Origin of the sequence: Shewanella seohaensis, assembly GCF_023283775.1 — a bacterium.
GTDB lineage: Bacteria > Pseudomonadota > Gammaproteobacteria > Enterobacterales > Shewanellaceae > Shewanella > Shewanella seohaensis.
The window spans coordinates 21738-41590 of sequence record NZ_JAKILE010000001.1 but is presented as its reverse complement, the minus strand read 5'-3'; the positions used below and the strand labels follow the sequence as shown (position 1 = coordinate 41590).

General features: G+C 47.1%; 17 protein-coding genes. 15 read left to right on the top strand and 2 right to left on the bottom strand.

The features are described from left to right. Positions 1-12: 12 nt before the first annotated feature. The 3 genes from rbfA (at position 13) to rpsO (ending at position 1802) form a co-directional block, all read left to right on the top strand. Positions 13-453: a 30S ribosome-binding factor RbfA gene (rbfA, locus tag L2713_RS00160; RefSeq protein ID WP_086903703.1), complete on the top strand. Its 441-nt coding sequence runs from the start codon at positions 13-15 to the stop codon at positions 451-453. Beyond that, a complete protein-coding gene (truB, locus tag L2713_RS00155) occupies positions 453-1406 on the top strand; it encodes a tRNA pseudouridine(55) synthase TruB (RefSeq protein WP_086903702.1) in 954 nt (317 codons plus the stop codon). The genes rbfA and truB overlap by 1 nt, the downstream gene beginning before the upstream one ends. Before the next feature lie 126 nt (positions 1407-1532). Then, entirely contained in the window at positions 1533-1802 is a 270-nt protein-coding gene (rpsO, locus tag L2713_RS00150; protein WP_011621820.1) for a 30S ribosomal protein S15, read from the top strand. Between the two features lie 85 nt (positions 1803-1887). Here the strand turns inward: rpsO and L2713_RS00145 are convergent, their stop codons facing one another. Continuing rightward, the gene (locus tag L2713_RS00145; RefSeq protein WP_248966469.1) at positions 1888-3942 is read right to left on the bottom strand and encodes a putative bifunctional diguanylate cyclase/phosphodiesterase; all 2055 of its coding nucleotides are present in this window, start codon (positions 3940-3942) and stop codon (positions 1888-1890) included. A 192-nt stretch (positions 3943-4134) separates the two neighbouring features. On the opposite strand from L2713_RS00145, the gene pnp reads away from it, so the two are divergent. From pnp to deoD, 11 genes are all read left to right on the top strand, one after another. After that, entirely contained in the window at positions 4135-6234 is a 2100-nt protein-coding gene (gene pnp, locus L2713_RS00140; protein ID WP_248966468.1) for a polyribonucleotide nucleotidyltransferase, read from the top strand. Positions 6235-6425: 191 nt separating this feature from the next. Next, positions 6426-7328 (top strand): lipoprotein NlpI, encoded by a 903-nt coding sequence (gene nlpI, locus L2713_RS00135; protein ID WP_086903699.1) that lies wholly within the window; start codon positions 6426-6428, stop codon positions 7326-7328. Positions 7329-7427: 99 nt separating this feature from the next. Beyond that, complete coding sequence (prfC, locus tag L2713_RS00130; RefSeq protein ID WP_248966467.1) at positions 7428-9008, top strand: peptide chain release factor 3; 1581 nt, start codon at positions 7428-7430, stop codon at positions 9006-9008. Positions 9009-9082: 74 nt separating this feature from the next. Further along, positions 9083-9262: a DUF5363 family protein gene (locus tag L2713_RS00125; RefSeq protein WP_248966466.1), complete on the top strand. Its 180-nt coding sequence runs from the start codon at positions 9083-9085 to the stop codon at positions 9260-9262. Between the two features lie 10 nt (positions 9263-9272). After that, entirely contained in the window at positions 9273-10037 is a 765-nt protein-coding gene (locus tag L2713_RS00120) for a TatD family hydrolase (protein ID WP_248966743.1), read from the top strand. Positions 10038-10213: 176 nt separating this feature from the next. Further along, positions 10214-11473 (top strand): NupC/NupG family nucleoside CNT transporter, encoded by a 1260-nt coding sequence (locus tag L2713_RS00115; RefSeq protein WP_248966465.1) that lies wholly within the window; start codon positions 10214-10216, stop codon positions 11471-11473. Positions 11474-11822: 349 nt separating this feature from the next. Next, a complete protein-coding gene (locus L2713_RS00110) occupies positions 11823-12662 on the top strand; it encodes a nucleoside-specific channel-forming Tsx family protein (protein ID WP_086903697.1) in 840 nt (279 codons plus the stop codon). Positions 12663-13076: 414 nt separating this feature from the next. Then, the gene (gene deoC / locus L2713_RS00105) at positions 13077-13847 is read left to right on the top strand and encodes a deoxyribose-phosphate aldolase (protein ID WP_011716152.1); all 771 of its coding nucleotides are present in this window, start codon (positions 13077-13079) and stop codon (positions 13845-13847) included. A gap of 184 nt (positions 13848-14031) precedes the next feature. Continuing rightward, complete coding sequence (deoA, locus tag L2713_RS00100) at positions 14032-15363, top strand: thymidine phosphorylase (RefSeq protein ID WP_011625502.1); 1332 nt, start codon at positions 14032-14034, stop codon at positions 15361-15363. Between the two features lie 9 nt (positions 15364-15372). Further along, positions 15373-16587 carry a phosphopentomutase gene (locus L2713_RS00095; protein ID WP_248966464.1) on the top strand — a complete coding sequence of 405 codons (1215 nt, stop codon included), beginning with the start codon at positions 15373-15375 and terminating at the stop codon, positions 16585-16587. 91 nt (positions 16588-16678) lie between these two features. Further along, the gene (gene deoD, locus L2713_RS00090; RefSeq protein ID WP_011621831.1) at positions 16679-17389 is read left to right on the top strand and encodes a purine-nucleoside phosphorylase; all 711 of its coding nucleotides are present in this window, start codon (positions 16679-16681) and stop codon (positions 17387-17389) included. A gap of 168 nt (positions 17390-17557) precedes the next feature. Here deoD and L2713_RS00085 read toward each other — a convergent pair whose 3' ends face one another. Then, positions 17558-18733 (bottom strand): YtjB family periplasmic protein, encoded by a 1176-nt coding sequence (locus L2713_RS00085; RefSeq protein ID WP_248966463.1) that lies wholly within the window; start codon positions 18731-18733, stop codon positions 17558-17560. 79 nt (positions 18734-18812) lie between these two features. On the opposite strand from L2713_RS00085, the gene serB reads away from it, so the two are divergent. Continuing rightward, positions 18813-19805 carry a phosphoserine phosphatase SerB gene (serB, locus tag L2713_RS00080; RefSeq protein ID WP_248966462.1) on the top strand — a complete coding sequence of 331 codons (993 nt, stop codon included), beginning with the start codon at positions 18813-18815 and terminating at the stop codon, positions 19803-19805. The last annotated feature ends 48 nt before the right edge of the window (positions 19806-19853 follow it).

Below are 19853 nucleotides of genomic sequence, written 5' to 3'. Positions count from 1 at the left end.
GGTAACTCTATTATGGCAAAAGAATTCAGTCGTACACGTCGCATAGCCCAGCAGTTGCAGCAAGAGCTGGCTGTTGTGTTACAACGCGACATGAAAGATCCCCGTATTGGTTTTGTAACCGTTAATGATGTCGATGTGTCCCGCGATTTAAGTTACGCCAAGGTGTTTGTGACTTTCTTCGAAGAAGACAAAGAGCTGGTGCAAGAAAAGCTCAATGCCTTGATTACAGCTGCGCCTTATATCCGTACTTTAGTTGCGGGCCGCATGAAGCTGAGAGTCATGCCTGAAATCCGTTTCGTGTATGACAGTTCATTGGTTGAAGGTATGCGTATGTCTAACCTCGTCAGCCAAGTGATCAACAGCGATAAAGCCAAGCAGCAACAGTTTGGTAGCGCCGACGACGTGACTGAGAATGATATCGACGAAGCCGATGACACCGAAGGTAAAGCGTAATGGCGAGACGTTCGAAGGGCCGCTTTATCGACGGTATTGTATTGTTGGACAAAGCCACAGGCATGAGTTCCAACTTTGCATTACAACGGGTAAAGCGCTTTTTTAATGCCAATAAAGCGGGGCACACGGGGGCGCTCGATCCCTTGGCAACGGGTATGCTACCTGTGTGTTTAGGCGAAGCGACTAAGTTTTCGCAGCATTTGCTGGATTCGGATAAGCGTTATCTGGTTACCGCAAAACTGGGACAACGCACAGATACTAGCGACTCCGACGGTGAAGTGGTGCAGACTCGCCCGCTCGAATTCACTGAGGCGCAGTTAATGTCTGCCTTAGAGCATTTTCGTGGCGATACCCAGCAAGTACCCTCCATGTATTCGGCGCTGAAATACCAAGGCCAGCCTTTGTATAAGTATGCCCGCGAGGGGATTGAAGTGCCGCGCGAGGCGCGTCCAATCACTGTCTTTGAACTGAACTTCATCGGTCTAGAAGGCGATGAGCTGACCTTAGACATTCATTGCTCTAAGGGCACTTATATTCGCACTATCATCGATGATTTAGGTGAGATGCTCGGTTGTGGCGCCCATGTTATTATGCTGCGTCGTACTCAAGTCGCGCATTATCCCTACGACAAAATGGTCACCTTGGAGCAACTCGAAGCCCTAGTTGCGAAGGCGCAGGAAGAGCAGCTTGACCCTAGCAGCTTGCTGGACTCGTTGCTGCTGCCTATGGATACGGCGGTTGCTGACTTTCCCGAGGTTAATGTGCCTGATGCGAGCGCTGCTTACTTAATGCAAGGTCAGGCGGTACGAGTCTCTGGACTCGTTGCAGATACATTGGTGCGCATTACATTGGGCACTGAACGTCGTTTCGTCGGAATTGGCGAGATGAATGAAGATGGCTTACTGGCACCTAAGCGCTTAGTCGTCCTTCACGACCAAGCTAAAGCATCTTAATTGATTATCTTGGGTTATTAATCCATCGCATTTATTGCGCGCGCCAAGGATTATGGGTAGAATAGCGCGCCCTCTGGCTGAGTTAGTGATCGGCTAGAGATTCACATTTTATATTTGGAGAGACACATGTCACTAAGTACTGAAGCGAAAGCAAAGATCCTGGCTGAATTTGGCCGTGGCGCAAACGACACTGGTTCAACTGAAGTTCAAGTTGCGCTGTTAACTGCTCAAATCAACCATTTGCAAGATCACTTCAAAGAGCACATCCACGATCACCACTCACGTCGTGGTCTGTTACGCATGGTTAGCGCTCGTCGTAAGTTATTAGCTTACCTGAAGCGTACTGAAGCAGCGCGTTACAATGAGCTGATCCAAAAGTTAGGTTTACGTCGTTAATCACGCGTTTACTGACATAAAAAAGGAGGCTAAGCCTCCTTTTTTATTGTCTTAAATTCACTCTTTTACACTCTCTCTTCGGCGGTTAGGCGCCACGAAATCCATCAATATTGCTAATGGTTGCGGTTTGGTTGGCGATATACAGCGCCTCAAACTCTGCCTGTGGCAACGGCTGGCTAAAGTAGAAGCCTTGGCCAATTTGACATTGGTTACGCTTGAGCCAATCGAGTTGCTGCTCGTTTTCGATGCCTTCGGCAACGATAGTCAGATTTAATTGTTTACCTAACATCAAAATGGTCGAGGCAATCGCGCTGTCCCCTGGTAAGTCGGACACGAAGCAACGGTCGATTTTCATGGTCGTAATCGGCAAATGCCGCAGGTAAGACAGGGAAGAGTAGCCGGTGCCAAAGTCATCGACGGCGATACCAAATCCGGCCGACTTGAGCTGTTCTAACTTGTTGATCGCAAGCTCAATGTCATTCATCAACGATGTTTCGGTGATTTCAATTTCGAGCAATTCCGGTTGAATTTGGTAACGCAGCGCCATTTGCTTAATGTCCGACACTAAGCTGGCATCGGCAAACTGTTGTGACGCGACATTAATGGCAATCGGTATTGCATAGTTATATTTTTTCTGCCAGTCGCGCAGCACGCGGCAGCTCTGCTCGATAACCCAACGTCCAATCGGAATAATAATGCCGGTTTCTTCCGCCACCGGAATAAAGGAGATGGGGCTGATTAAACGACCATCTTTTTGCCAACGGATCAGAGCTTCACAAGCGGTGATCTTGCCAGTTTGTAAATCCAACTTAGGTTGAAAGTAGAGCAAAAATTCATTGTTTTTCAAGGCGTCATGCAGTGATGCTTCGGTACGGAGTCGCACCGCCGCGCGCTCGGTCATCTGTTGTTTGAAGAAGGCCCATTGATTCGATCCTGCGGCCTTAGCGCTGTACATGGCGATATCGGCATGGCGGATAAGATCTTCGGCGCTGTTGCCATCTTCTGGATAGATGGAAATCCCAATCGATGCCGCTGGGTGAATCGCATGTTCATTCAGCTGAATCGGCACATTGAGCTGCACTAACAGTTTATCGACAAAGTCGGCGGCTTGGTCGGGGGAGTGAACTGAGTCGGCAAGAATCACAAATTCATCGCCGCCTAGGCGTGATACTGACCCTTTATCGCCCACCACGCGTTCCAAAATACGGGCGATGCGGGCGAGGAATTGATCGCCAAGGGCGTGTCCGAGGGAATCATTGATATTTTTGAAACGGTCTAAGTCGATAAACATCAAAGCAAAACTGCTTTTATGAACCCGTGAGCGCTGGATAGTCACGGCAATGGTTTCGAGTAATAGGGTTCGATTGGGAAGGCCTGTTAATGGGTCTCGGGTGGCCATTTTACGCAGTTTGGATTGGGTTTGACTGAATTGAATAAGGATCTGGTTAAACTTCGATGTCACTAGGCCTAATTCATCATCCTTATGGGCGCTGGACATGGGCAGCAGGTTTTCATCGGGCGAATCGGGGGAAATCTTATCAATAGCTTCGCTGATCCTGGCTATTGGCTGTGTCAAGAAGCGGTGGAATACGACGGACAGCACTAAGGTGAGTAACAGCGCGCGGGCTAAGGTGGCAAAAAAGCTGAAGCGTAACTGGCTAAAGAGGGTGTTGGTCAGTTCCTGCGTGTCATAAAAAATGGTTAGCGTGCCGATAAGCTGCTGTTTTTGTGTGCCTTCAAAGTAAAAGGGCCGATACAAGGGCCGTGAAATTTCTTTTAAGTCATCGAAGAGTTTATTGCTGAGGCTGATAAAAGTTTGTGAGTTGTTTTTCTTATTATTGCTCACGGAAACAAACATCGAGCCGTCATCGAGTTCAATCACCGCAGAGCCCACATGCTCTACTTTAATCGCCCCCTCTAGGGTTTGTCTTGCCAAATTATCATCTAAAGCCCAGACGGCGTTGGCGGCGGGTTGTTCTACAGAATCGAGTAATTCTTGTTGAGTGGTAGTGAGTTGCTGCTTGGTGGAGACGACGACGAGGGCGATTTCAACAATGAAGATGGCGATAGCGAAAAAAAGCGCTGTAAAAACGACGAGATTTGTTTGTTTCCAAGTTAGGGATTTAAAGCGACCCGTCATTCAACACATCCTTTATTATTGTTTTCGCTATGGGGATCTTGCGACATTAAGTTACAGCATAACTCTTTGTTCGTTTACCCACTTTAGTGAAAAGATAGACCTTTGTCATCATTATCTGCTCTTTATCTATTGTGGATAATTGCAGTATACTTACGCGCGTAATTCAAGGTCATTAATTAAGGAATGGGTCACGTGAATCCAATTGTAAAGAGTTTTGAGTATGGTCAACATACAGTCACCCTGGAAACAGGTGTTATTGCACGTCAAGCAGACGCTGCCGTTTTAGCTAGCATGGGTGACACGACAGTGTTAGTCACTGTTGTTGGTAAAAAAGAAGCTGAAGCAGGCCGTGACTTCTTTCCTCTGACTGTAAACTATCAAGAAAAGACCTACGCAGCAGGTAAAATTCCTGGTGGTTTCTTTAAGCGTGAAGGTCGTCCTTCAGAAGATGAGACATTAATCGCTCGCCTGATCGACCGTCCAATTCGTCCTCTTTTCCCTAATGGCTTCACAAACGAAGTTCAAGTGATCATTACTGTTGTATCTGTCGATCCACAAATCGAGCCGGATATTATTTCAATGATCGGTACTTCGGCTGCGCTTGCTATTTCGGGTATCCCATTCAGCGGCCCATTAGGTGCAGCGCGCGTGGGTTACATCAATGGCGAATACGTGCTGAACCCAACAGTGACTCAGTTAGCAAACAGCCAACTGAACCTGGTTGTTGCTGGTACTGAGGGCGCGGTATTGATGGTTGAGTCTGAAGCTCAAGCATTACCAGAAGAAGTGATGTTAGGCTCAGTGGTTTATGGCCATGACCAACAACAAGTGGTTATCAAAGCGATTGCTGAATTCAAAGCAGAAGCGGGTAAACCAGCTTGGAATTGGACTGCACCAGTTGCCAATGAAGCCTTAGTTGCTCAAGTTAAAGAATTAGCTGAAGACGGTTTAGCACAAGCGTATCAAATTCAAGTTAAACAAGATCGTTATGCTCAAGTTGCTGTGGTTAAAGCTGCTGCTAAAGAAGCGCTGTTGGCTGCAAACCCAGAAGTAGATTTACGTGAAGTTGACGGTCTGCTCGGTAGCTTAGAGAAGAAAGTGGTTCGTGGTCGCATCATCCGTGGTGAGCCGCGCATCGACGGTCGTGAGCCAGACATGGTTCGTGCTCTCAGCGTATTAGCAGGCGTATTACCACGTACTCACGGTAGTGCACTGTTTACCCGTGGTGAAACTCAAGCACTGGTAACTTGTACTCTAGGTACTGAGCGTGACGCACAGAAGATTGATAGCATCATGGGCGAGCGTACTAACCGCTTTATGCTGCACTACAACTTCCCTCCTTACTCTGTGGGTGAGACAGGTATGGTGGGTTCACCTAAGCGTCGCGAAATCGGTCACGGCAAGTTAGCATGGCGTGGTATCAACGCAGTAATGCCAACGGCTGAAGAATTCCCATATAGCGTTCGCGTGGTTTCTGAAATCACTGAATCTAACGGTTCAAGCTCTATGGCATCAGTGTGTGGTACTTCTCTTGCGCTGATGGATGCGGGTGTACCAATCAAGACTTCTGTAGCGGGTATCGCTATGGGTCTAGTAAAAGAAGGCGACAACTTCGTTGTTCTGTCTGACATCTTAGGTGATGAAGACCACTTAGGTGACATGGACTTCAAAGTAGCCGGTACTCGTGATGGTGTGACTGCACTGCAGATGGACATCAAGATCGAAGGTATTACCAAAGAAATCATGGAAATTGCACTGCAACAAGCCTACGGCGCACGTGTACATATCCTGAACGTGATGGACCAAGCGATTGGTTCACACCGTGATGATATCTCTGACCACGCTCCACGTATCACAACCATCAAGATCAACCCAGAGAAGATCCGTGATGTTATCGGTAAAGGCGGCGCAGTGATTCGTGCGCTGACCGAAGAAACTGGCACCACTATCGAACTGGAAGATGACGGTACTGTGAAGATTGCTTCGTCAAATGGTGAAGCGACAAAAGAAGCCATCCGTCGTATCGAAGAAATCACTTCAGAAGTTGAAGTGGGTCGTATCTATAACGGTAAAGTTATCCGTATCGTAGACTTCGGTGCCTTCGTTAACATTCTGCCAGGCAAAGATGGTTTAGTGCACATTTCGCAAATCAGCGATGAGCGTGTTGCTAACGTCTCTGACCACCTTGAACTGAACCAAGAAGTTACCGTTAAAGTAATGGAAGTGGATCGTCAAGGTCGTGTAAGACTGTCAATCAAAGAAGCACAGACTAAAGAAGCCGCTGCTGAATAATCGTCTTAACTGACATTATCGGCGTCAGTTTCGAGATGACGTGACTAAAAGGAGATCAATTGATCTCCTTTTTGTTTGTTTAGGTTTAATAAAATTGCGTTTAATGCTATTCCTCAATAGCAGTCCTGAAGTGGGATTGCTATCATGAACATTCTTCTGCGTGGGTTGGGAATCTAAAAAGGTAGAAATGGATGAGTCTTAAAATTAGAACCGCTGTTGTTGCTGTGCTGGCGGGTGCCAGCTTGATGTTGGCTGGATGTGCGACCACTAAGTCTCCCTTAGACAACCAAAATGACGTTGAAGGCAAGTTAGTCATCGCCCCTGTGATGCCAGACTATAAAGTTGAAGTCACCCTTGCCAAGCTGAATGAAATATTATCGGCGGTTGAGCTAACCAACGAGCAGCGCGCACGTTTTCATTATGATCGTGGCGTGATTTACGATAGCGTCGGTTTACGCTTAATGGCGCGCATCGATTTTATGCAGGCCTTAAAACTGCAACCCGATTTAGCCGATGCCTATAATTTCCTTGGTATTTATTACACCCAAGAGGGTGAATACGATAGTGCCTATGAGGCGTTTGATGGGGTATTAGAGCTGTCGCCAAACTATGATTATGCCTACTTGAATCGCGGCATTGCGCTTTATTATGGCGATCGGAACGATCTCGCCTTAAAAGATATGCAGGCGTTTTACGCTGGCGACAATAAAGACGGTTACCGCGCCCTGTGGCTATATCTCATCCAGTCAAAGGATAACGCTGAGGAAGCCAAACGCCAGTTACAGGAACACCGTAAGGGACTGGAAGCCGATGCTTGGTCAACCGTAATTGTTGATTATTACCTCGGCGTTAAGAGCCGCGAGCAGGTTTTTGCCGACGCCAAGTTAGGCCTGACCCATCCCAAAGAATATGCTGAGCGTTTGTGTGAAGCGTATTTCTACCTCGCGAAAATCGAAATCGCCAAGAATCAATACCAAGAGGCGGCGAATTATTTCCGCCTTGCCCTCGCGACCAATATCTATGACTTTGTTGAGCACAGATACGCGCGAATTGAGCTGGCCAAAGTTAAAGGTTTGCTCGAAGGCACAAAATAAGCCATATCGCCCGAGGCACATCTCGGGCTTTACCTAGCCAAGTACGCACTGAGGCGCTATAATTTGCGCCTTTTTTAGCGATACGAGTGCATAGGTTAAATGTCAGACAATAAAGTAGAGGTCGATAAACGTCGCACCTTCGCGATTATATCGCACCCCGACGCGGGTAAAACCACCATTACCGAAAAAGTGCTGTTATTCGGAAACGCGCTGCAGAAAGCGGGTACCGTTAAGGGCAAAAAATCGGGTCAGCATGCTAAGTCTGACTGGATGGAAATGGAAAAAGACCGTGGTATTTCGATTACTACGTCTGTGATGCAGTTCCCCTATGGTGGCGCGCTCGTTAACCTACTCGACACTCCCGGCCACGAAGACTTCTCGGAAGATACGTACCGCACCTTGACGGCGGTTGACTCTTGCTTGATGGTTATCGACTCGGCAAAAGGCGTAGAGGATCGTACCATCAAATTGATGGAAGTAACGCGTCTGCGCGATACGCCTATCGTGACCTTTATGAATAAACTCGACCGTGATATTCGCGATCCCATCGAACTGATGGATGAGGTTGAAGATGTCCTCAATATCGCCTGTGCACCTATCACTTGGCCTATTGGTAGCGGTAAAGAGTTTAAAGGTGTTTACCATATTCTGCGTGACGAAGTGGTACTGTACCAGAGCGGTATGGGACACACGATTCAAGAGCGCCGTGTGATTGAAGGCATCGATAACCCTGAGCTGGATAAAGCGATTGGTAGTTATGCTGACGATTTACGTGATGAAATGGAGTTGGTTCGCGGTGCATCGAATGAATTTGATCACCAAGCCTTCTTAAAGGGTGAGCTTACGCCAGTCTTCTTCGGTACCGCTTTGGGTAACTTCGGTGTTGACCATATCCTCGATGGTATTGTTGAGTGGGCACCAAAGCCGTTGCCCCGTGAAAGCGATGCGCGGATGATCATGCCTGACGAAGAAAAATTCACCGGCTTTGTGTTTAAAATCCAAGCTAACATGGATCCTAAACACCGTGACCGCGTTGCCTTTATGCGCGTTTGCTCGGGTCGCTATGAGCAAGGCATGAAGATGCACCATGTGCGCATAGGCAAAGATGTTAACGTCAGCGATGCCTTGACCTTTATGGCGGGTGACCGTGAACGTGCTGAAGTGGCGTATCCTGGTGATATTATTGGTTTACATAACCACGGGACCATTCGTATCGGTGATACTTTCACCCAAGGTGAAAAGTTCCGTTTTACTGGTGTACCTAACTTCGCACCAGAAATGTTCCGACGTATTCGTCTGCGCGATCCGCTCAAGCAAAAACAATTGCTTAAGGGCCTAGTTCAGTTGTCTGAAGAAGGTGCCGTGCAGGTGTTTCGTCCATTAGACACCAACGATCTAATCGTCGGCGCCGTGGGTGTACTGCAGTTTGAAGTGGTTGTCGGCCGCTTAAAGAGCGAGTACAACGTTGAAGCGATTTACGAAGGTATTAGCGTTTCAACGGCACGCTGGGTTTATTGTAAAGATGAGCGTAAGCTAGAAGAGTTTCGCCGTAAGTGTAGCCAAAACTTGGCACTCGATGGTGGTGATAACTTAACTTACATTGCGCCAACTATGGTTAACTTAAACCTTTCGATGGAAAGATACCCTGACATCGAGTTCGCTAAGACGCGCGAACACTAGCAGGGCAAGTTCTCTCGTTAAAGAAGGCGGTAAATCACCGCCTTTTTTGTCTCTAAAATTTGTGGGAGCGACCTATGATTCATTGGATCACTCAGGCCTGGCGGGCTTATATTCGTTGGTGTGACAAGATGGGGCTGACGCCAGAGAATCGCCGTTGTTGTATGCCGCGATTGGAGGACCCGCCATTAGCCCGCAATAAGCCGCATTGCCAAGAAAAGGCGCCTGCATCTCAAGGAGAAACAAAATCGGAGTAACAGATAGATGATGCTAGATACCCACGCACACCTCGATTTCGCAGAGTTTGACAGTGACCGCGAACAGGTCGTGCAGCGTATGAGGCAAGCGGGCATCGACAATCTGATCATCCCGGGGGTTTCCCCGCTGCATTGGGGAAAACAATTGGCGATTGCTGAGCAATATCAGTGCTATTTTGCCTTAGGCATCCATCCTTGGTTTTGCCCCGAAGATGTTGATAAGGCTATTTCTGCATTAACATTTCAGGTTTCTCAGTTACGAGAATGTCCCCGTTTTGTTGCTATTGGTGAATGCGGTTTAGACAAACTTTATGTTGATAATTGGAGTCAGCAGTTAGCCTTTTTCGATGCGCAGCTAACACTCGCCCATGAACTTAACTTGCCGGTTATCGTCCATGCAGTGAAAGCTCACCAAGAGGTATTATCCCATTTAAAGCGCCACAAACTCCGAAAAGGTGGCGTAATACACGCCTTTTCTGGCAGTCCAGATATCGCTGCTGAATATATTAAGTTGGGTTTTAAGCTAGGTATTGGGGGCTTAGTGATGAATCCCAATGCGAAAAAACTGCTCAAAACCGTCAGCGAATTGCCCCTAGACAGCTTCCTACTTGAGACTGATTCTCCTGCCATGACCCCGCCAAATGTTACAGAAAAACGGAATCAACCCGCTAACGCTGTACTTTTTATAGACAAAATTGCAACTTTGCAAAAAAAATCTAGTGTTCTAATATCAGAACACTTGGTGTCGAATGCAATGCAACTGTTTGACCTTTAGTTGTTTTTGGTTAAACAGGTGTAGGTCGCAATAGCATTTTGCTCTAAGCGGTTGAAATTAAACTCCAAAATTTTGATCAAAACGACGATTTTCGACTTTCTCTCGGGTATAATCTGACTCGGAAATAGGTTGATTAACAACATAATTAAAAAGTGTTAACAATAGGGTGATGGTTAATGAATATATTGATGAGCTTAGTAGGGGTGGTCGTCCTACTTGCGATAGGTTTCCTCCTATCGAATAACAAAAAAGCAATTAACTTGCGTACTGTGGGTGGTGCATTAGCCATCCAGGCCGCCTTCGGTGGTTTTGTACTGTACGTTCCTGTCGGTAAAGATATCCTGAAAAGTGTATCTGACGCGGTTTCTAGCGTTATCGGTTATGCACAAAACGGTATCGGCTTCCTGTTCGGTGATTTAGCTAACTTCAAACTTGGCTTTATCTTCGCGGTAAACGTGTTGCCAGTTATCGTGTTCTTCTCTTCTCTGATCGCCGTTCTGTACTACTTAGGCATCATGCAGTGGATCATCCGTATCATCGGTGGTGGTCTGCAAAAAGCATTAGGCACAAGCCGTACTGAATCTATGTCAGCGACTGCTAACATCTTCGTTGGTCAAACTGAAGCGCCGTTAGTGGTTCGTCCATTCATTCCTACTATGACTCAATCAGAACTGTTTGCGATCATGGTGGGTGGTTTAGCTTCTATCGCAGGTTCAGTACTGGCTGGTTACGCGCAAATGGGCGTGCCTATTGAGTACTTAGTTGCTGCGTCATTCATGGCGGCACCAGGTGGTCTATTAATGGCTAAACTGATGCACCCAGAAACGGAAGCTGCTAAAAACGACATGGATGAATTACCAGAAGATCCTGATAAGCCAGCTAACGTATTAGACGCTGCTGCTGCGGGTGCTTCATCTGGTATGCACTTAGCGTTAAACGTTGGTGCAATGCTGTTAGCCTTCGTTGGTTTGATCGCAATGATCAACGGCATCATCGGTGGTGTAGGTGGTTGGTTCGGTGTTGAAGGTTTAACACTGGAACTGATCCTTGGTTACATCTTCATGCCTTTAGCCTTCTTAATCGGTGTACCTTGGAACGAAGCGCTGGTTGCTGGTTCTTTCATCGGTCAGAAAATCGTTGTTAACGAATTCGTTGCTTACCTGAACTTTGCTCCATACCTAAAAGACATCGCTGATGGTGGTATGGTTGTCGCTGAAACTGGCTTAGCAATGACTGACAGAACTAAAGCGATTATTTCGTTTGCACTGTGTGGTTTCGCTAACTTGTCTTCTATTGCGATTCTGCTAGGTGGTTTAGGTGCTATGGCTCCTAACCGTCGTCACGATTTAGCTAAGTTAGGTATCCGTGCAGTTATCGCCGGTTCTTTAGCTAACTTAATGAGTGCAACAATTGCAGGTCTGTTCTTAGCTATCTAAGCATAGATGTGTAGGGGAGACGCTCCCCACTAACTGGGTCCTGACCATGCAGGGCGGGACCTAAGTTAATTCAACCATTTTCCAGTAGTGATTCCTGTAGTGAATAGTATCTCCGATTGTATAGGCCAGATTACAACTAGACGTTAGCTGTGATGCTGTCTTAACAGTCGTGACGTACGGTTAAGTTAATTAGTCGTAAACAACAAGTCGCGACTTTGTTCACAATTAAGAATTTTGTGTTCGTGATTTTACGCCAGATTATTGAGATTTTTTTTAATCGAGGTAGAATGCGAGCGCCACAAAAAGAACGCTACCCTTGACGGTAGCAAACAAAATAATGGGGTTGATGATGAAAAACGTTAAAACTTTAGCTTTAGCTGCTACAGCAGTAGCTGCAATGTCTGGTAACGCATTTGCTGCAGACCGTTCAGACCTTCACGGTTCTGACTACAAGTGGATGCAGTTCAACGCTATGTACTCTATCGGTGAAAAGCCTGATAACCCAGCTACTGGCGACCAACACAACTACTTAGAAATGGAATTCGGCGGCCGTTCAGGTATTTTCGATCTGTATGGTTATGTTGACGTATTCAACTTAGCAAACCAATCAAGCAGCAACGGTGACAAGAACCCAGGTTCAGGCACCAGCAAACTGTTCATGAAATTTGCTCCACGTGTTTCTATCGATGCATTAACTGGTAAAGATTTATCTTTCGGTCCAGTACAAGAAGTTTACTTCTCTACTCTGTTCAACTGGGACGGTCTGAACGGTGAAGGCGTTAACTCTACTTTCTGGGGTGTTGGTGCTGACGTAAACGTGCCTTGGTTAGGCAAAACAGGTATGAACCTGTACGGTTACTACGACATGAACGCGAAAGAGTGGAACGGTTACCAATTCTCTGCTAACTGGTTCAAGCCTTTCTACTTCTTCGACAACAAGAGCTTCCTGTCATTCCAAGGTTATATCGATTACCAATTCGGTGCTGACGAAGACAAGACTGCTTTCGTACCAAAAACCTCTAACGGTGGTAACATCTTCTTCGGTCTATACTGGCACTCAGATCGTTACGCTCTGGGCTATGGCCTGAAAGGCTTCAAAGACGTTTACCTGTTAGAAGACGGTGCTGGTGCACTGGCTCTAGAATCAACAGGTTGGTCTCACTACCTGTCAGCTACTTACAAGTTCTAATTTCTTGTAAGAGCCGTTGGAGCCGCGATGGCGGCTCCATCTTTTATGTGTCATGAATCTTTATCTAAACCCATTTATAATTTGAGCAGTGCGTTTATATAAAGGTTTGTGTTTTTCTCGCGCTAAAACGGATTTTTCGCGGAAAAGTAGGAACAAGACATTATTCGTATCCTCTCTTCCGGTCTTCAAGGATTCAAGTCGTGATCACTTATAGTTCATTTAAGTGTCAGGATGCGTATGTGTTATGCATAGGCAAGATTGAATACCTAATAAAAATGTAATTTGCCCTACACAAATTACTCGGCATCGCCTGAAGGCCCGGCCATATAAAAATAATCAAAATAATGCCAGCTCTGAGCGTTGCGTATAAGCGACTGATTTCTATTTATTTGTTTTTTCTTTTGGAGAGCTATTATGACTGATTTAAAAAAAGCAGCACAACGCGCCATCGAACTTATGGATTTAACCACCTTAAACGATGACGATACCGATCAGAAAGTGATCGACCTGTGTCACAAAGCCGTGACGCCAGCGGGTAATACTGCTGCCATCTGTATCTATCCTCGCTTCATTCCTATTGCACGTAAAACCCTCGATGAGCTGGGCGCAGAAGACATTCAAATCGCAACAGTAACCAACTTCCCACACGGTAACGATGATATTGCTATTGCAGTATTAGAAACCCGTGCCGCCGTTGCCTATGGTGCCGATGAAGTCGACGTGGTATTCCCTTACCGCGCGCTGATGGAAGGTAACGAAAGTGTCGGTTATGAGTTAGTCAAAGCCTGTAAAGAAGCCTGTGGCGATGTATTACTGAAAGTGATTATCGAATCTGGTGTATTAGCCGATCCTGCGCTTATCCGCCGCGCCTCTGAACTGTCTATCGATGCGGGTGCTGATTTTATCAAGACCTCTACCGGTAAAGTACCAGTCAACGCGACCCTTGAAGCGGCCGAAATCATGCTGACTGTGATCAGTGAAAAGAACACCAAAGTGGGCTTTAAGCCTGCTGGCGGCGTACGTGATGCTGCTCAAGCTGCAGAGTTTTTAGGTGTGGCTGAGCGTATTCTCGGTGCGGATTGGGTCTCTCCACGTACCTTTAGATTTGGTGCTTCAAGCTTACTCAACAGCTTGTTACACACATTAGAATTAGCCGATGCGCCTAAGCCGACTCAAGGCTATTAATCGAACATTGCATCTCGATTAATACCAAAATCGTATATCGAAACTAATTAAGTGTGACCTAAATCTAGTTGGAAACATCAAAACTTCGATAGCATGTAATTGTAATATTGCTACAGTTTTGATGTTTCATTGCAAAGCTAAATAACGGATATGTTGTATTAGTATTTAGCTTGGAGGCAGTATCATGTTTCTAGCTCAGGAAATTATACGTAAGAAACGCAATGGGTTAGCCTTAAGTACAGAAGAGATCCAGTTCTTCGTTAAGGGCATAACCACTAATGCAGTGTCGGAAGGTCAGATCGCCGCATTAGGCATGGCTGTGTATTTTAATGACATGAATATGGATGAAAGAATCGCTTTGACCACGGCAATGCGCGATTCTGGCACTGTACTCAACTGGCAATCACTTGGTCTGAATGGCCCTGTCATCGATAAACACAGTACAGGTGGTGTCGGTGATGTGATTAGTCTCATGCTCGGCCCCATGGCTGCGGCCTGCGGTGGTTATGTGCCGATGATTTCGGGGCGCGGACTCGGACACACAGGCGGTACGCTCGATAAGTTCGACGCTATTCCCGGTTATCAAACCGAACCTTCGAGTGAATTGTTCCGCAAAGTAGTTAAAGACGTTGGTGTGGCGATTATCGGCCAAACTGGCGATCTGGTTCCCGCCGATAAACGTTTTTATTCCATCCGTGACAACACTGCGACTGTCGAATCCATCTCCCTCATCACCGCCTCAATTCTCTCTAAGAAATTAGCTTGTAGCCTCGATGCATTGGCGATGGACGTCAAAGTCGGTAGCGGCGCATTTATGCCAACCTACGAAGCCTCTGAAGAGCTTGCTCGCAGTATTGCTGCGGTAGCCAATGGCGCTGGTACTAAAACGACAGCCTTACTCACTGACATGAACCAAGTGTTAGCCTCATGTGCGGGTAATGCGGTTGAAGTGAAAGAAGCCATCGATTTCTTAACCGGGGCTTACCGTAATCCTCGTCTGTACGCTGTGACTATGGGTCTTTGTGCCGAGATGTTACTCCTTGGTGGCCTCGCGACCGATGAAGCGGATGCCCGTGCCAAGTTAAACCGCGTATTAGATAACGGCCGCGCTGCCGAGATCTTTGGCAAGATGGTTTCAGGCCTCGGTGGTCCAGTCGATTTTGTCGAAAACTACAGTAAGTACTTACCGCAATCGCAAATTATTCGCCCTGTCTTTGCGGATACCCAAGGTTATGCCCACAGCATGGACACCCGCGAACTCGGTTTAGCCGTGGTTACCTTAGGTGGCGGTCGTCGCAAGCCTGGTGATGCACTCGACTACAGTGTTGGTCTGACACAAGTCTGTGCCCTTGGCGATAAGATTGATGCTTCAACGCCGATTGCCGTGATCCACGCGCAATCTGAAGATGCCTTTGCTCAGGCGGAAGAAGCGGTTAAAAAAGCGATTCGTATTGATGAAGTCGCTCCAGAAAAAACACCTGAGATCTATGCTTATATCCGAGCAGCGGATCTTTAAGGAAGAATTATGAAACGTACAGTTATAATGATGTTGGATTCCTTTGGCGTAGGCGCCGCTGGCGATGCCGCCAAGTTTGGGGATCTAGGTTCTGACACTTTTGGCCATATCGCTAAAGCGTGTGCCGAAGGTAAAGCCGATATCGGCCGTGAAGGTCCATTAACGCTGCCAAACTTGGCGCGTTTAGGTTTGGCCCATGCGGCGATGGAAAGCACGGGGGCGTTTGCTCCAGGCTTTGCGGACAATGTTGAGCTGATTGGTGCCTATGGCCACGCTCAGGAATTAAGTTCGGGAAAAGATACTCCGAGCGGTCACTGGGAAATGGCGGGTGTGCCCGTATTATTCGACTGGGGCTATTTCAGTGAGCACCAAAACTCGTTCCCTAAAGAGCTGACAGATAAGATTCTAACCCGTGCAGGACTCGATGGCTTTTTAGGTAACTGCCATGCTTCTGGTACCACGATTCTGGAAGAGTTAGGCGAAGAGCACATGCGTTCTGGCAAGCCGATTTTTTACACTTCGGCGGATTCGGTATTCCAGATTGCCTGCCATGAAGGCACATTTGGTTTAGAAAATTTATATCGTCTTTGCGAAATCGCCCGTGAAGAGTTAGAGCCTTACAACATTGGTCGCGTGATTGCGCGTCCATTCGATGGCACAGGCCCAAGCGACTTTGCTCGTACTGGCAACCGTAAGGATTACTCCCTCGAGCCGCCAGCGAAGACAGTATTAGATAAGTTAAAAGCCGCGGGTGGTGAAGTCGTGAGTGTGGGCAAGATTGCCGATATTTACGCTTACTGTGGCATCACCAAAAAGGTGAAGGCAAACGGTTTAGAAGCGCTATTTGATGCGACTTTAGCCGAAGTGAAATCAGCGGGTGAAAATACTATTGTATTCACTAACTTTGTTGATTTTGACTCCCACTATGGTCACCGCCGTGATGTGGCAGGTTATGCGAAAGGGCTGGAGTATTTCGACTCGCGTTTACCTGAAATGCTTGCGCTGCTGGATGAGGACGATCTGTTAATCCTCACCGCTGACCATGGTTGCGACCCAACATGGCAAGGTACTGACCATACCCGTGAATATGTGCCTGTATTGGCCTATGGCGCAGGGCTAAAAGCCGGTTCACTCGGTCGCCGTAACAGTTTCGCCGATATCGGCCAATCTATCGCGAGCTACTTCAAGCTTGAGCCGATGGAGTACGGAGAGTCGTTTATCTAAGTAAACGTGCAAGATCTCGATTTGGCGGCCAACATTGGGCCGCCAGTAAACAAAGACTTAAGTCTTAATAAAATAAACAGGGGTTATTTCGATGGCAACACCACACATTAATGCTGTAGAGGGCGCATTCGCTGAGACAGTTCTGTTTCCTGGCGATCCATTACGTGCAAAATATATTGCTGAAACATTCTTAGAAAATGTTGAGCAAGTGACTGACGTTCGAAACATGCTAGGTTTTACCGGTACTTACAAAGGTAAACGTATTTCTGTTATGGGTTCAGGCATGGGTATTCCTTCATGCTCAATCTATGCAACTGAATTAATTAAAGACTACGGCGTTAAGAACCTGATCCGCGTGGGTACTTGTGGCGCGATCAGCACTGACGTTAAAGTGCGCGATGTAATCATCGGCATGGGTGCTTGTACCGATTCGCAAGTTAACCGTTTACGTTTCAAAGGCCAAGATTTCGCTGCTATCGCGAACTACGAGCTGATGAATGCCGTGATCGAATCTGCCAAAGTAAAAGGCACTAAGATCCGTGTTGGTAACGTTTTCTCTGCCGACCTGTTCTACACTCCAGATCCACAAATGTTTGACGTGATGGAAAAAATGGGCGTGTTAGGCGTAGAGATGGAAGCCGCTGGTTTATACGGTGTTGCCCATGAATTCGGTGCTCGTGCACTGTGTGTGGTAACCGTATCTGACCATATCCGTACTGGCGAAAAAACCACTTCTGATGAGCGTCAAACCACGTTCAACGATATGATCGTGATGACATTAGACGCTGCTATTACGCTGTAATGTGTCGCTAATTTCGTTATAAAAAAAGGGTTCGCACTGCGAACCCTTTTTTATTGCCTCGTTATCTTCAAGTTCAATCGGTTTAGCTGTGTTGTTGGCTCTTAGATGGATAATTTTGCAAGGCGGCTCTAGACCCAAGATGCTTCAGTTTGAGCTGATACGCCTCGATTAACCCGTAGAATCGGTATCTAAATCGCTCGGTTGAGTTGGGGCTTTCTCTGTGGTGGATTTCGCGGCATTGGTTTTCACTCGGCGCACCGATTTAACCTTAGGTTTATTCGGTGTGGACACTGAGGTTTGTGGCTCTGTGGCCAATGCAACAGCTTGCGTCGACTGCGTTTTAGACTGAGGCATAGTGTTGGATGATGACTCATCCTTTGCTCCCATCTCAGGTGCTATCTCTGGTTTCAACTCAGTTTTCAGATCAGACACTTGCTCTGGCATTTGCTCAGACTCAGTTTTTGTTTCTGTAATGGCTTTGGCCTTCTTCACTTTAGGCTGAATACTGGCTTGATTACTGTTTTCATCCGGCACTTTAGCGTTTTCTGTGATTTTTCCTAAAGGCAAAGTATCTGTAGTTTGTTTATTTTCTTCGGTTTCTTTATTTTCTGTCGGCTTTTGAGCGGCCTCTGTATCACTCGCGATGACTTCATCCAACTGCTCATCCTGATGACCCGCAGACTTCGATTCCTCGGCCGCTTCGGGGGCTTTTATGGCTTTATTCTTCTTAGGGTTTTTACGCAATTTGGCGCGGGTGCGACGGCGGTCAAAATCGGCACGCTTAAAGGACAAGGCGCGGGATAACAACATACCGATAAGGCCGGCAACCAGCAGCATCATTTGCTGCTGCTCCATATTTAGGTTATGCGCTTCTTTGATTTCATTAAAAAATAGTTTGGTATCGAGTCTAACCTCGACATAGCCTAAATTTTTTCCATCTTGGATCACGGGTTCGACATAGGGCGGATATTTGCTTAGGAGCAAACTCATGTCTTCGGATTCGGGATCTAAGGCTTCATTGGTCAGGCTTTGGGCGAAGGCTAAGCGTATACCTTGGTCGCTGAAAATGGCCGCCGACATTACCTTAGGATCTTCGACTAAGGCGCTGGCCAGCCATTGGAGCTGCTCATCGTTTTGCAATTGTAGGGCGGGTGCCGCGCTGTAGGCCGTTTGTTGTACCAGTAATCTGGCCATCTTTTGCGTTTGGGACTTTAGAAGCAGCTGACCTTGTAGTAGGCTTGTCTGCCACAATTGCACTAAGCCGACCATCAAGGTCAGGGCGATGGCGATTTGGAGCAGTCTACTGATTTTATGGCTTTTCTTTAGCCCTTTAAGATATAACACTTTGACCCTTAATAGTTAGAGCGCTTGCCTAATCATAATTGATTCTGAGTAAGCCCGATAGTTGGAGAACACGAGTCCTATGGAAAGCTTGAACCAAAATGCGCTGTTTGTATGGGTAGCTGCTAGCCCTTCACCTCGCTTTGAATATCAGGGGCTCAGTTTCGAGGCTTATCAGGAATCGTCTACGCGGCCATCCCCAAGTGGATTTGCTATGCGTCTGATTTACGAAGATTTAAGCATTGAAGACTCATTAGCGGCTTGGATTGTTTCTCTAGCTAAAAGCCTTAAATTAACTTCGCTCTCCATCGCACCTATTCGCCGTCAAGTGGCGCTGCATTGCGTTGAATTAGCGCTTCCCGTGGAGCCGAGTGCCGAGCTGTTAGCCACCTGTCCATCGCAGGTGGAGTTACACCTTATTCGCGGCCCATTACCTAAACTGAGCGAGCCCGGTTTACTGGTGATGGACATGGATTCTACTGCGATTCAAATTGAATGTATTGATGAACTTGCCGCGATGGCAGGGGTCGGCGAGCAAGTGGCGGCGATCACCGAGCGCGCGATGCAGGGCGAGCTGGATTTCGAGCAGAGTTTGCGCCAAAGGGTTGCCCAGCTCGAGGGCGCCGATGCCAAGATTATTCAAACCCTGTGTGACACTTTGCCACTGATGCCTGGCCTTGAGGCCATGCTGACCGAGCTTAAGTCGCACCATTGGCGCCTCGTTGTGGCTTCTGGCGGCTTTACGCCGTTCGTTGGTCACTTAAAACAGCTGTTGAATTTAGACGCTGCCTTTGCCAATGAATTAGTCATAACGGACGGTAAGCTGGCGGGAGCCGTCACCGGAAAAGTCGTTGATGCCCAGTTTAAGGCCGATGTGGTCAACCGTTGTAGCCAAGAATGGCAAATCCCAGTGGGGCAACGTGTGGCGATAGGTGATGGTGCTAACGATATTCCTATGGTGCAGGCGGCTGACTTTGGGATTGCCTTCCATGCCAAGCCCAAACTTGCCGCCGCAGCAGATGCTCGGATCCGTAGTTTGGACCTTAGAGTATTGCCTTATCTATTGCAGTTTTAAATAAGTGTCTCAGTCGATTATGTGGTGACATTAGAGTAATGACTCTTG